The following is a 13,462-nucleotide window of genomic DNA, read 5'->3' as shown; positions in this document are numbered from 1 at the left end:
CGACGCGGGTCTCAATGGGGCATCGTGGTCTTCGATATGATCCGAATGTGATCGGCATCGAAGGCGATAGCAGTCAGCCGGCCGATCAAGCTTTCGGCATCGACAACGGGAAATTTGTCTGTCGCGATCTCTACTCCGAAGGCGACATGAACGACCAAAAGGGCGTTATACAAAAGTATTCCCGCATCGGTGCTGGAGTGCGCAACACAAAGATATACTTTCTTGGAAAAGATTTGAACCATCATAAAGACGTGCAGTACCTACCTAGTTGTGTGAAGCCTGCTCTTTCGGCGTCGGCGGGTGCGAAAACGCCGCAGAACTGGATTTCGTCCGGAGCGATCGCCCGACAGCCAGACGCGGGCGCCGTTAACGGGAGGTCCTGCTAATCAGTTGCTAGTGGAGTTGCCGAGAGGGAGCAGCAACGCAACGGAATTTCTGTTATTTGGCCCATGTTTTAGCAGTTGCTGTGTCGACAGTTCATGGGGATGTCCAGCCGCTCGTAGTCTTACTGTATTAGTCAGTTTTGAAGGCGGATCGGAATTGGATGGTCTTGCACACAGTCCCACAAATGCGCGGGAGACGATCCTCGGAAATTCGCCGAGGAGGATCACGTCAAAGGTCATAAAGATCGAGTATGGGTCTCCGACTGAAATTTCTCTATCGAAATTTCAGTCGGAAACCTATATTAACCGTTCATCTTGTCTTTCAATCTGTCTGCGAGGTTCGCTGCGGTAGGTATCGCATCCGGATCTTCTGAGAAGATTTCCGCAAGAACAGCTATATATGCTTCTCCCAGGCCAATCGTTATGGCACTTGCCGTAGCCGCCGAAATGGCACCACCCGCAATAGTTCCAACACCAGGGAAGAATTTGAGTACATTAACGACAATTGTCCTTCCGACAAAGGTCGCCCCGCCCACGCCAATGGCCGACGTGACCAAAGTGCTCAATGTTCCTTTGGACAGTTCAAGTCCGAAAACGGAAGTAATGCCAGCTACCATTCCGATCTGGATGGGCGCCAGAATTGCCGCGTCCGAGAATGGAATAGGACTTGCACCAGCCGCCGCTGCTGCTGTTGCTGCGCCGGCGACAATTTTATGCGCTTGCAATTTCTTGTAGTTGAGATTGGCCTTTTGTGCTGCCGCCAAGGCCTTTCGCTTTCCCTCTGGAATCACCTCCGATGTCAGCTCAATCAGCCTGTCTAAGCCCATCGGATCTATCATATAACCATCATCCAACTCTTCGCGGATTGCACGAACTCGGATTACGTTTCTCGATTCCGGTAGCAGGCGAATCACCTCATTCTTAAATCCATTATCACTTCTAGCCTTGGTTATGACGGTTATAAGTGGAACGTGCTGAGCCAGCATATTATGAAGATCGACCTCAGCGCTTTCGACGCGCCGCCCATCCTCTTGAATGCAGAGCCATGCGGCATGAATGTGCCTATTTGAGTCTTTTTCGTTGCTTCTATCTTTGATAACCTTTTCAAGCTCCGATAATGTCTCCCTGAATTGAGACATTTCCAGCCCTCTGGTATCAAATATCGTTATTGGCACTCCATCCCTGGATATTTCCCTGGTATTCTGTGTTACCGGGCGGCCTTGACCTGTTTCCGCAAGATTTTTTTGAAACACGGCATTGATTAAGGTGCTCTTGCCAACACCGGATCGTCCAGCGATCAAGATATTGATATGGCCACGTTCAGTGGTGGCTTTTTGTATGGCCTCCTTAAGAAGGTCATCCAGATTCTGCATTATTTCTTCCTTTTGTTGAAGTTAAGTATTTAGTGCGCTCTCAAATATTCAGATCATCGGTCGCAGGATAAATGCGTGCCAACGGCATAAATTATTCGGACTTTTTGCGCAAATCGTTTATGGTCCACAGCGAAGATGAAATTAAAGAGTCAGACTTAAATATAGTTGCCGAGGTCAGAGATTACCCTTTTACACTTTTTCATATGATGAATCAATATGTTAGGATCATGCTCCGTCGACTGATCTGCGCAATAATCGCGTGGATGCTGAGTGACCGGCCTCTCGAAGGTGAACAGTTCCAACCTGGAGAGCGGCGGCTCTGACCTTGCATTTCGCCGACTCCAGGCACTGCTTCTCCCTCACGCCGGCGGGGATAGAGAGATGGTGGAGATCCTGTCATTGATCTTGCTGCATGACGAGCAACCGGCCCTCGCCGCAGTGACCTTAGCGCTGGAAGCCAGTACGCCATCTAAGCAAACCATACTCAACGCCATCCGAAGTATCGTTTCTGCCGAAGAGGCCAACCAGGTTTGCTCAAACCTCTTTTCCCAGTACGTTTTGGAGTCAGCGATCCGGAGTGGAGACGCGCATCTGAAGAACTTCGGCGTACTCTGCGAGCACAGGTTGCGTCCGCAGCTCTCCACCGCGTACGACATGCTGACCATGGGAGCGTACGCTCCACGCGCCAATAACGGTGATGCGCTCGACGGAATGGCACGCAAATCGCGGGGGAACACGGCGATGGCCGCGCCGAGCCGATTTAAACCCATTGGCCACGCTATGCAGCGTTTCGTCTGAAGAGAAACACGGATGGTACCCTCGACTGCAGGAGGCGATCAGATCCGCGAGCATGAAAGTACTTGAGTTCTGTCGCAGTGGGGACTACGAGCCGGCAACGAGCCGACTCGCGAGAATGCTGGATTTGTGGTCACGCGGTTGCGTAAGCGTCTCACCAATGGCGAATGCAGTCGCGCGCGATGCCGCCTTGGCGCTACGAACGCTGAAGTAGAGCTGAGCCTAGCAGGCGCAGATCCGGACACCATTTACAACCCGCCTTGCGCGGATACAGCGAGAACGGAAATCGCTGCTGGGAAGCGCTCAATCTCATCCGGTCAGTCGCTCCGAGTTGGATAGTTTATCAACCATCCCGCTCATTTGGTCAGCGCGGAGCCGCTTGAGCCAGATGCGAGAGGCCGAAATTAAGGCTCTACAAGGCAGTGGCTTGATTGACTTAGGCACTCGAGTCAAGGCTGCGGGCGGCCAAGCGAGACAGAGGGAGTGTGCCGCTGTCGCCAAAACCGAAGGGGTGCAGCGCGAACACCTTGAGATTTTCCGTCTGACTGAGCAGGAGCGCAGTGATTGCCTGGCTCAGGAGTTTTCGAGCGCAGCTCAGGGGCGAAGCCGGGTGCAAATGCCAAAGGCGTGATTGTTCTCCGCAAGCGAAGGGTGATCTTGCTTGCAGCTGTATCTAGACGGCGCATGCTAGTGAATTGTGGCTCTTAATCAATTTTCCCGCTGCGCTTACGGACGGCGGGATGAACTCCACACGCGTACGTGGTCATCTCATGCATGAGAAAGCCTCGGTTAAACTCATTGGTTTCTATTAGGCATATGTAGCAATAATCTGTCATGCGCGACAAACTGGAAGATCTCGTCGAACACTTTTTTGGTGACCCCAGCGTTCAGCGTTTGGTGACGTCCTCGGCATCGTGCAACCCATTGCGCATTTGCTATCCGAAAGAAGTCAATGTCTCGCGCTTCATTGCTTGGCTACTTGACCCATCGGAGGGCCACGGGCTCGGTGATCAAGCTATCAGGTCATTGTTGGTGCGGGCTTGGTACGAGAGCAAGGATGCAAAGGTTCCTTTGCCTACCCGGCGGTTCTTGGCGCCCTCCAGTGTTCTGACCCAGGGGTTCTCAGCCTCCCTTGTGACGACGGAGGTGGCGCTCGACGGCCGCTCATTGGATGTGCTGGTGATTGATGATGCGGGGCGCAACTACATAGCAATCGAGAACAAGTTCGGCGCTCAACAGTCCAGTGCTCAACTTTCCCACTATCGAAAGCATCTCGAGAAGCTCTTTCCTGACTTCACTGGAGTGCATATCTTTTTGGATTCGCGCATTGCATCTCCTGACGACCCAGCATGGATTTCAATCGGCTATGACTGGCTTAGCGAATTTCTGATGGAAGCGGAGGAGCGCGAGTCTATCGCTCCTCACGTGCGCGAAGCGCTAGCGCAATTCCGAAGCGTGATCGAGGATGAGCCGAAGGACGCGATGATCAAGAGTGCCTACGGCCGCCTGGTCACGGACGTGGCGTGCAAGCACCCGGATATTCTCGGGTTGATGCAGGACTGGTCGGTCAGTAGCTCGAAAGGCATGCGTGCGCGTGACCTCGCTCATTTGATGCAAGGGAGGTCGACCTTAGAGGGCAGGGCGATGCTCCGACTTTTTCAGCTGTATTGGAGCCGAACTCGCGTTTGGGACGATTGCATTCGTCAAGTACAGTTCGGGCCCTTTGTCTCCAAGCTACAAGGCAGATTCGGTGACCTTCTTGTGCTTCCGAAGATTGTCCGCAGCGGCTTTTCGCTCGAGAGGTGGGAGTCCCTGATTGACCGGCAGGAACTCGATAAGTGGTTCCCTCCCGCTGGCGTGACCGTGACGCAGACAGGCGAATCGTTCAGAGTCGTCACCTTCATTAACCTAAGCAACGTGCGAGCCGAGAAGAAGGACGCGTTAAGAAAAGTTGCAGCGAAAGCTAAGTTTTCCGACGGTCGGAGTGGAAGCTTGGACCACGAACAGTCTTTCGTAAGGCTGCGTGTGCGAAAAGACCTGACGCTCGAGCGGGCAGTCGATGAGTCGCTATCCGAGATGGCGAAACTCGATGAGAGATTGGCAACAGTTCACTAAGGGCGGGCATATCGCCGTCGGCTTCAGATCAGACTGCAGGTAACGTAAGTCCGGAAAACGTCTGCTTTTTGATCGCGAGCTTCCCTTATCGGGGAGGTGCTTATTTGGCCGGCTGCGGTCGCAGGTTTGCTCAACCCATCTGGAACTCTTCTGATCGATGGTACGCCATTTATTCTTCAGTGGACCTACCCCATTTGGTGTCGTTGTTCCTTGGCGCGGATGCATAGTCAGTCGCGTGCCAATCGATGATTTCCAGAGGTAACATCGCCAATTCCGCAGTGAGCCTATGACCTGCTGTGCCTGCGGTCGCAGTCTAGAGGCGCTGTTAGCCACTTCCAAACGGTGCAAGCCAGAGGTTCTCTCGCCAACACCGCAGCAGACCCACCACTTTGGGTGTCGTGGGTTCCTTAGTACGGAGGCGTAGTCAGTCGCATGCCACTCGATGATCTCCTGAGGCGACATCACCAATTCCGCAGCGAACCTATGAACTGCTATGCCAGCGGCCGCACTCTAGAGGTGCTGCCAGCCACGTCTAAACGGTGCCGGGCAGAGGCTTTCTCGCAAATGCCGCAGTAAACGCACCACTTTGCGGGTAGTCAAACCGCGAAAAATCCTCACGAAAGAGAAGACGGCGTCGCAGATTTGCCACTAATTCACTGTTACACACATTGGGCGTGCCACTCTATATGCAAGGTCGTAGGTTTGCTGCGGAGTTGGAAATAGCTCTGATTTCTTCCTCTGAAGAGAGTCGATCAGAGCCTCGTGTTTGTATAGGCTGTACGACAGATCATCACAACCACAGCCTTTTTAGCGCGTCTATAGAGGCCGTTATGAGATTGATCCCTCGCTCAATCGAGCCGCGTTGCTGGGCTTTCGGGAGAACTCCGCAGCGACCTACTGCTTTCTGAGGTAATAGTGCCTTTGACCACTCCCTTTCTTTGCGTCGATTGAACCGATTTCCTGCCGAAAAAGCCCCGACCATGAGCGAACACTCAGACCGTCTAGATGCGTTGAAAAAGCAATTCCCGCGTGTACTTCAGAACGCCAATCTGCCGTGGGGGCTGGAATGTGGTCCCGGCTGGGATGGGTTGCTCGCGGACCTGCTCTTCCGTATCGACACTATTCTGACCGAGTATCCCGCTTGCACGGCGAACGTCGTGCAGATCAAGGAAAAGTTCGGTGCCTTGCGGTTCTATTGCCAAGTTGATGGCAAGGACGATGCTAGACGAGACGCAGCGGCCGAGGCTATTTCGCGGGCGATCCGCCACGCCGGACACGTCAGCGCTGAAACGTGCGAGAACTGCGGGCAGCCAAGCTCGATACAGGATGCCGGGCTTCTAACAACAGTCTGTCCTAAGTGCACAAGTCGGTGAAAGCTGGTCACCAAGACCCCTGACTAACGAGTCCGAGGCGGGACTTCAGGCCCAGAGTACAGAGGCCTTAATGTTGAAAAGATCCCGTTCAGATGTAGCCAGGGCCTAGGAGTGGCCCCGGCGATACGGTCATCAGGCCGCCAGACGAAGTGCGGGTGTCGTCTTCCCGTCGCGCAGACCATCAAGGTAGTCTGCCCAAGCCTGCACCATCGCCAATCTCTGCGTCAGGAACTGAGTGCGGTCATAACTTGTGCCCAGTTCTTCTCGCGTCTTGTGGGCAAGGTGCCGTTCCACTACATCCCTGTTCCATTCCAGTCGCTCGACCAGCAGTGTGCGCGCCATAGCTCTGAAACCGTGCCCCGTAATCTCTGTCCGCGTGTCATAACCCAGCGCTCTGAGAGCCGAGTTAACCGTGTTTTCCGAGATGGTCCGAGTTGCATCGCTGCGTCTGGCTGCTGGCTTGAACACGAAGCCGGACGGCCCTGTGACCTGATGCAGGTTACGCAGGATCTCGAGCGCCTGCTTCGAAAGCGGGACCACATGAGTTGGTGTCTGTTCGTGTTCCTTGTCCACGCGGCGCAGCTTCATGATCTCAGCTGGACACGTCCAAACGCCCGTCTCGAAATCGATCTGATCCCAGCTCATCCTACGCACTTGGCCGGGGCGCTGGAACACGAGCGGCATGATCTCCAACAGAGATTTCGTGATGAAGTTCCCCCGATACGCTTTGAGGTCGCGTAGCAACTGCCCAACGGCTTCGGGCTTCAAAATCGTAGCGAAGTTCGTTGTGCGATAAACCGGCAGGTCCATCTGGGTCACTGCCATAAAGTTTGCCGCCGGCACGATCATTTCGTTGCGTACGGCGAAGGCATACATCCGCTTGAGGTGAGTGCGCAGCTCTCCTGCCGTCTCGCGCGTTTCCACGGCCACGGACATTAGCAGGCCGTGAACCTCTGGAGGGGATACCAGGTGCAAAGGCCGTGCGCCTAACTTCGGGAGTAGGTGGAGTTCGATCATTCGCAGGACCTTGCGCTCGTAAGGCGCCGACCACTTTCCCAGCACTGCGGCTTCTTTATGCCAGGCTCGTGCCACGGTCTCCAGAGTGTCAAAAGCGCGGCGTTTGGCAACCGTGACTTGCTCGATGCGGTGGATCTTCGGGTCGATCTTGGCGGACAGCAGTTGTCGCTGCTCGCCGGCACGCTCCCGTGCTAGCGCAAGTGACACGTCCGTTAGCCGTCCGAGGCTGAGCTTGCCCTTGCGGCCTCCTGGAGCCGTAAAGCGAAATAGCCAATCTCGGCTGACTGTGCCATCGGATCGTAGTCGCAGCCGTAGGTAAAGACCGCCGCCGTCGCTCAAAAGGGCTTCTTGTTTGCCAGACGGGATCAAGGCCGCCGTGCATTGCTTGGCCGTAAGCTTCATATGCTCTCCAGAAATGGGTGTACCCACGGGGAATTCAGAGAGCATTTTGGGTACACGCCAGGGAACCTAGAAACGCGGGCTTTGGTGTACCCCAGCGGGAATCTATGGGACTCGCTGGGAATTTTGTCTAGCGCTAACTCGCTGATGTAAAAGCGAATTTGTTGGCTATGGGCCTCAATGGGAAGGCCAGATGGTGCCCGGGGCCGGAATCGAACCGGCACGCCTTGCGGCGGGGGATTTTGAGTCCCCTGGTTTAGGACTTCATTGGATGCGGCTGGATAACGTTCTGTCTTTAACCTATTGATTTATAACAATATGAAGTCCAGTGTTGTCCGGCTGCATCCAGCTTCATTTGGCGCTAAACTGTGCACATAACTGTAAACAGATAGGTCGAGCCATTGAAGAAAGTCCTGTCATTGCGTGACGCGGTCCAGGCAATCAAGCCGCGGCAATTCTTGAGGTTGGAGTCAGTGCCTCCATGTGGCTCATTAGAGCTACGGAAATCAGGGCAGGGGGTTCTCTCGTTCTACTGGCGTGTCACGTTGGCTGGAAAGAGCGACCGTTACCCTATCGGTCTCTATGACTCATCTGCTGCGCCAAAGAGTCTCTCACCCACCAGCAAAGGCTATTCGTTGCAGGCGGCTCGTACAGCGGCGGCCGCGATGGCCGCGAAGCACTATGAGGCTCAAGCTGAGGGTGGCTATAGAGCTGTCGTGAACGAGGAGAAGGCCAAAGCCCAGGCAAAGCGGGAGGAAAGTGCCGCGGAGGGCTACACGTTAGGCAAGCTCTATGCCTTTTATGTGGAGCAGTTGGCGGAGCGAAATGCTGAGACCGGCAAGCAGGCGAGGAACCTCTTTGCGAAAAACGTGCAAAAGCCATTCCCCGCTGTCGCAGCCTCACGAGCGAACAAGGTAACGAGTGAGCAGATTGCTGAGGTGCTAAGGCCGCTATCCACTGCTGGCAAGCGCAACACGGCTCGTAAACTCAAGGCGTATTTGAGCTCCGCCTTCGAGCGAGCAAAGAACCCTGAACAGAATGCTGCGGTCTCGGAGGCGTTGGCAAAGTTCAAGATTCGCCACAATCCGGTCGCGGATGTGGCTGGCGTGAGGCAGTCTCGCGGGTCGGACAAGAACCCCTTAACGCCGGACGAGATGCGTGTCTACTGGAGACTAATCAATGTTCCCGGGCAGGAGGCCGCGTTGTTGAGACTGCATTTGATGCTCGGCGGCCAACGGATTGAGCAGTTCGTCCGGCTACGCGCGGACGATATTCAGGAAGACTTTATTACGTTGATTGACACGAAGGGGCGCTCGGGTACCCGCAGGCCGATTCACTTGCCGCGGATTCCCGTGATTGATGAGGCCTTAAGTCAACTTACGGCGAGCGGAGATTTCGCAATAACGGTAATGCCTGGGAGGCATCTCAGTGCTACGACTGCTCGCTCGTGGGCCAAGCGAGTTGTTGGAGGCAAACTCGAAGGCTTCGAACTGAAGCGCGTGCGTTCAGGCGTGGCGACGCTTTTGGCAAAGCTCAAGGTAAGTGCGGAGGTTCGTAATCACCTACAGTCCCACAATCTAACCGGGGTAGAAACCAGGCACTACAACAACTACGACTTTCAGGATGAAAAGAGGGATGCACTTGAACGTATGTTGGAGTACCTGGAGTTTGGCCGATAGCTGCTGACGGGTCCGACTCACCGAGATGAGTCGCCTCCGGTCTGGGGCTACGAATTTGTTACTGCCTTCGAGCACAACCTGACCCTGGCGACAGCATTCGTCAGCTGCCGAGTCTCGGGGGCAACGTGTTAGCATCGCGTGCGCAGCATAGCCCACCTAACAGTGGGTTTTTTTGGGCATCTGGTAGGTTGAAATGAACTCCTTAGTCGACATAGCACACTCCGCTGGGCGCGCCTTCACCGCGACGTTGAGCCGTGCGGAACAGCGTGCGATGGGTCAGTTCATGACTCCGCCCACCGTTGCGAATTTCATGGCGCAAAGCCTCGTGGCGAACGCGACTCAGTCGACGGCCAAGGTTCTTGAGCCAGCAGCTGGCGCCGGCATCTTGGCAGCAGCAGCTGTGCAGGCGCTGCTGTCGAAGCCGCAGATGGAGCGGCCAAGCCGAATTGAGCTACTTCTGTACGAACTGGAGTCCAGGTTGATACCGGGACTCCAGTCCCTTTGCGAGCAAATACTAGCGGTGTGCGAGCAAAACGGCGTCGCGTTTGACTACGTGATTCGTAATGAAGACTTCCTGCTTTCGGACTTCGCGCTGCGTGCGGACCCCTTGCCAGGTTTGATGACTATCGCGAATCCGCCGTTCTTGAAGCTAAATAAGACTACGGACCCGCGAGCAGCGCTGCATGCTTACGCCGTCTATGGTCAGCCGAACATTTACGCGCTGTTTATGGCCGCCACAGCCAGGCTTACGCCACCCGACGGAGGCTGGTGTTTCATCACTCCGCGCAGCTGGATGGCCGGAGCCTATTTTAAGGCGGCACGCCGCACAATGTTGCGGCACCTGACCATCAATCGTTTGCACGCCTTCGAGAGTCGCACGGAGGGTTTCGAAGAAGACGCTGTGCTTCAAGAGACAGTCATTGCTTGGGGCGTCGGGCGAACGCAGGTCGAGGTTGGGGCAAACATTCAGGTTACGCGTAGTCAGGGCGCAAATGACCTTGCCGCATCGGGTATGCAAGCGATACCGATTGAACGGGTTGTGGGCTCCGATGAGCACGCCATGTTCTCATTGCCAACGGCAAGCGCCGACCCGTTTGAAGGATGGACCGCGACGCTGAAGACCTATGGTTTGACGGTCTCAACAGGCCCTGTGGTCGCGTTCCGAGCAAAGCAGCAGATTCGGGAATTCGGTGGTGAGAACACGGTTCCTCTACTTTGGCTCCAACACGTCAGGCAGCAACATATTCAATGGCCTGTGCAGAAGAAGCGCGAGCATATTGTGGCATCTGCTGAAAGTGCGTGGATGTTGGTGCCCAATGCTCCAATGGTGGTGATGCGAAGATTTTCGCCAAAGGAAGACGAGCGTCGAGTGACATGCGCGGCGTATCTCGGCCAATTGCCTGGTGCCGCAATTGGCCTTGAGAATCACCTGAACTATATCTATCGCAAAGGGGGGACGATGACGCAAGCTGAAGCGCGCGGTATTTCGGCGTTTCTGGCGAGCAGTGTTGTGGATGAGCATTTCCGCGCGCTTGCTGGCAGTACGCAAATCAATGCGACCGAATTGAGAAAACTGCCGCTGCCGCCTTTGGCTCTGCTGGTGAGAATAGGTGAACGTGTTGGTGCTACCCCAACACTGTCGGCAATTGACCGTGTGGTCGATGAGGAGCTTGCCATTCCTGCTGAGCAACAAGCGATGTGTGCGGGGGGGGAATGAGCCTGCCGCCACTATTGTCTATCGCCGAAATTCAGGCCCGATTACTCAAGATTTTCCCGGCAGGGCTGGAAATGCGTGGCCCGCTGACCAGGGAAATGGCGGCGAAGACCGTTTGGGTTTTTCTGTATGGGGGCATGGTTGAAGGGGAAGGCCGGCTTCTGCGTCCAAGTCATGTGTACTTTTACACGGCAGACCAAGCAGCCTTGACCGATGACATGGACCGCTTGGCTTGGGTTGCTAACTCAAACCGGCCCGGTTTCCGACCCGAGGGTGAGCGATGGTATGCAGACACGACTCGCGAACCAATTCGCGATGAAACTATCCGTCTGGGCTTGGTCGATATCGGTGCTGTGGGCAAAATTCCTGGCATTCCGACAACTTCTAGTAAGCCGATTTATTTCTTGAAGACTGATTTTGCTGAGCTTTTCGACCCAGCTCTGACGGAGGAACGGTTTGAAGCCGCAGTAGAGTCATGGCAGGGGAGACATTTGTCTTCCGCTGCGCGGGCGCGTATGAAAGTAATCGCTGCCGGCAAAGTAAGGCGTGATGACGAGGTGTCGGTTCGGTGTCCTGATGGGAGCGTCATTAAGCTAGCTCCAGGTCCATCGTCGTTGATTTCGAAAGGCGTTGTTGAGAATTTTTCCGAGTCCTTTTTGGGTGCCGCCGCGCTCTTGTGGATGTCGGAAAGCGGGGCCAAGGTCCGTTACCACGATGATATGGTGGCGCAATCCCTTGGGCTCAATATAGATGCATCCAAAGTGTTGCCGGACATCATTCTGGTCAACGTTGGTGATTCAGGCGAGGACACTGCGCTCGTCTTTGTGGAAGTCGTAGCCTCAGACGGGCCGATGACGCAAGCGCGCAAAGATGCATTGCTGTCATACGTGCGGGTGGCGGGGTTTCCCGAAAAACAGTGCTATTTTGGTACGGCTTTCGAGGACCGGGCTGACAGTGCTTTCAAGAAGGCCTTGCCGACGTTGGCTTGGGGGTCATTCGTCTGGTTTCGGTCAGAGCCCGAACGTCTTTTATGGCTAGCAGAGAGACCCTTCGACATTACGGGGAAGACGCGGCCATAGATGTGGTGTGCCTGGATACCCCCCCTCCGAGTGGAAGGGGGGCGAGTTTCGAGTGTGACCTCCGTAGGGAATGCCTTTATTGCTCTCGATTGCCGCCAGGCAACGAGGGTTTCGCTGTTAACGCCGCCAAGCGTTTCGAGCTATCTAACTTGCAATGAGCCGCCAAGCTCAAAAACCCCTTGCGGGGACACACATTTTCAACCGCTGGCAGTTTTCGAGTGCGCTTACACGCTCGCTTCGGACTCGACTGATTAGGTCTTGTCCGTCACTCGGACTCTACTATCCGCCTCTCCCTCTCTTGTGCCGTTCCAAGTGCCACCTTGGTCGATTAGCCGTCAGAGATTCCCACGTTAGCTCATCGTGTCAGACCCACGATTTGAGATATGGAGCCTCAGGTTCCAGGAGTCGCATACGCTTCACGGCTGTTGCCGCTTTCGCCCTACGATGTTCCATAGCATCGGGTTACCGTCCCGAACCTTCATCAACTCATCACGCCGCGAGGGCGCATATCCAAGGGCCTTTACTCGGATGCCAGACTCTCACTGGCAATTACAGGCTTAAGCTATCCAGAGACCCACGCATTTCCGCGTGGTGCCGAGCAGTCCAGGTTTCCCCTCGTGCCCCTGTCGCATTTCTGCGACCTCATCAGCCCACCTGCCGAGACTGGGTTGTGCCGTTCATTTCCGCACACCCCCCAATGCAGATTCACACTGCTTCACGCTGAACAGGGTTCGACTGTGTTGCCACAGCTCCCGTTTCCGTGTCGCCCAACGTCGCCGGCAAGCAGGCTATCTGGCCCGCTATGCGTCGGAGTGGGTCGAAGCAATGGTGTCCCATTGCAGCGCCCGTTGCAGCCCTACCAGCCCCAATTACAAGGCATAGAGCTACGGCGGTTTGCAAAGGCTTGGCGAGCCTTTGCGTGGGGTCTTCCCCATGTGTGTGTTTGCAAGTTGGCGGTCCTGCGTTGTGCACCCTTTGGTAAGGTGCACAACGCAGGGCTGCCTGATGCAATGCGCATGAGCATCGACTCTGCGCGTTGTGTTCCTGTGTACGTATAGTGCGGCTCTTACTCGTCGCATCACAGGTTTTGACGCGCAAAAACCACAGAGCGTATAGCGTCAAAATCGGCTATTGCCAAGCGCTGGTTCTTTTTCATTGACCACTCTATGTCCTGTCCGTAACTTCCAATCGCAGGGGCAAAAAAGGAGTCAAGGTGACGTCGGGACAGAGGTTCGACGCTGTTGCCTCTAGAGCGTTTTGGTGAGGCGAAAGGATGGGCGGATTCAAACGCATGAGCGGCATCGTTGATGCGATTTACAGGTCATATCCCGACTCGGTGCGGCAGGTTCTCGCACTTTCTCGTCAGGATGCTGAGCGCTTGCCCAGACTGCCAAGCCTGGCAATCATCTCAATTAGGTCGCCGGATGATGAGCCGGCAGCGCTGGACGGATTTGCCCATCTCCTTCGGCTCTGCTTCTCGGATGTCGACTTCCTTAACCCCTCAATTTCGTTGCGGGCGCGTAGCCGACCGCAAC

At 55.2% G+C, this 13,462-nt stretch carries 8 protein-coding genes and 1 pseudogene; 7 read left to right on the top strand and 2 right to left on the bottom strand.

All coding sequences use genetic code 11. The annotated features are described in order from the left end of the window. Positions 1 to 47 precede the first annotated feature (47 nt). A complete protein-coding gene (locus KYT87_RS26205) occupies positions 48 to 386 on the top strand; it encodes a hypothetical protein (RefSeq protein ID WP_219991222.1) in 339 nt (112 codons plus the stop codon). A gap of 299 nt (positions 387 to 685) precedes the next feature. Here KYT87_RS26205 and KYT87_RS26200 read toward each other — a convergent pair whose 3' ends face one another. Beyond that, positions 686 to 1,756, bottom strand: coding sequence for a YcjF family protein (locus tag KYT87_RS26200; RefSeq protein WP_219991221.1), 1,071 nt, complete (start codon positions 1,754 to 1,756; stop codon positions 686 to 688). A 327-nt stretch (positions 1,757 to 2,083) separates the two neighbouring features. On the opposite strand from KYT87_RS26200, the pseudogene KYT87_RS26195 reads away from it, so the two are divergent. From KYT87_RS26195 to KYT87_RS26185, 3 genes and pseudogenes are all read left to right on the top strand, one after another. After that, positions 2,084 to 2,554 (top strand): annotated as a pseudogene (locus tag KYT87_RS26195) (HipA domain-containing protein); the annotation flags it as partial. Between the two features lie 831 nt (positions 2,555 to 3,385). Further along, positions 3,386 to 4,666 carry a PD-(D/E)XK nuclease family protein gene (locus KYT87_RS26190; protein WP_219991219.1) on the top strand — a complete coding sequence of 427 codons (1,281 nt, stop codon included), beginning with the start codon at positions 3,386 to 3,388 and terminating at the stop codon, positions 4,664 to 4,666. 980 nt (positions 4,667 to 5,646) lie between these two features. Beyond that, positions 5,647 to 6,039, top strand: a complete 393-nt coding sequence (locus KYT87_RS26185; protein WP_219991218.1) for a hypothetical protein — start codon at positions 5,647 to 5,649, stop codon at positions 6,037 to 6,039. A 132-nt stretch (positions 6,040 to 6,171) separates the two neighbouring features. Here KYT87_RS26185 and KYT87_RS26180 read toward each other — a convergent pair whose 3' ends face one another. Next, entirely contained in the window at positions 6,172 to 7,458 is a 1,287-nt protein-coding gene (locus KYT87_RS26180) for a site-specific integrase (RefSeq protein WP_219991217.1), read from the bottom strand. Between the two features lie 542 nt (positions 7,459 to 8,000). Between KYT87_RS26180 and KYT87_RS26175 the strand changes: the two genes are divergently transcribed. The 3 genes from KYT87_RS26175 to KYT87_RS26165 all read left to right on the top strand — a co-directional run bounded on the left by KYT87_RS26175 (position 8,001) and on the right by KYT87_RS26165 (position 11,927). Then, positions 8,001 to 9,134: an integrase gene (locus KYT87_RS26175; RefSeq protein ID WP_219991216.1), complete on the top strand. Its 1,134-nt coding sequence runs from the start codon at positions 8,001 to 8,003 to the stop codon at positions 9,132 to 9,134. A gap of 283 nt (positions 9,135 to 9,417) precedes the next feature. Then, positions 9,418 to 10,851: an Eco57I restriction-modification methylase domain-containing protein gene (locus KYT87_RS26170; protein ID WP_255593582.1), complete on the top strand. Its 1,434-nt coding sequence runs from the start codon at positions 9,418 to 9,420 to the stop codon at positions 10,849 to 10,851. Further along, positions 10,848 to 11,927, top strand: a complete 1,080-nt coding sequence (locus KYT87_RS26165; RefSeq protein WP_219991214.1) for a BsuBI/PstI family type II restriction endonuclease — start codon at positions 10,848 to 10,850, stop codon at positions 11,925 to 11,927. The genes KYT87_RS26170 and KYT87_RS26165 overlap by 4 nt, the downstream gene beginning before the upstream one ends. The last annotated feature ends 1,535 nt before the right edge of the window (positions 11,928 to 13,462 follow it).

This window comes from Achromobacter sp. ES-001 (assembly GCF_019448355.1).
In the GTDB taxonomy this organism is placed as follows: Bacteria; Pseudomonadota; Gammaproteobacteria; order Burkholderiales; family Burkholderiaceae_B; genus Achromobacter; species Achromobacter spanius_B.
This window is presented reverse-complemented; position numbering and strand designations above follow the sequence as displayed.

What these genes read in the sequence shown, in the direction of transcription:
- KYT87_RS26170 (WP_255593582.1), top strand. Translation starts at nt 9,418, where the DNA reads ATGACTCCGCCCACCGTTGCGAATTTCATGGCGCAAAGCCTCGTGGCG.
- KYT87_RS26200 (WP_219991221.1), bottom strand. Translation starts at nt 1,756, where the DNA reads ATGCAGAATCTGGATGACCTTCTTAAGGAGGCCATACAAAAAGCCACC.
- KYT87_RS26185 (WP_219991218.1), top strand. Translation starts at nt 5,647, where the DNA reads ATGAGCGAACACTCAGACCGTCTAGATGCGTTGAAAAAGCAATTCCCG.
- KYT87_RS26165 (WP_219991214.1), top strand. Translation starts at nt 10,848, where the DNA reads ATGAGCCTGCCGCCACTATTGTCTATCGCCGAAATTCAGGCCCGATTA.
- KYT87_RS26190 (WP_219991219.1), top strand. Translation starts at nt 3,386, where the DNA reads ATGCGCGACAAACTGGAAGATCTCGTCGAACACTTTTTTGGTGACCCC.
- KYT87_RS26180 (WP_219991217.1), bottom strand. Translation starts at nt 7,458, where the DNA reads ATGAAGCTTACGGCCAAGCAATGCACGGCGGCCTTGATCCCGTCTGGC.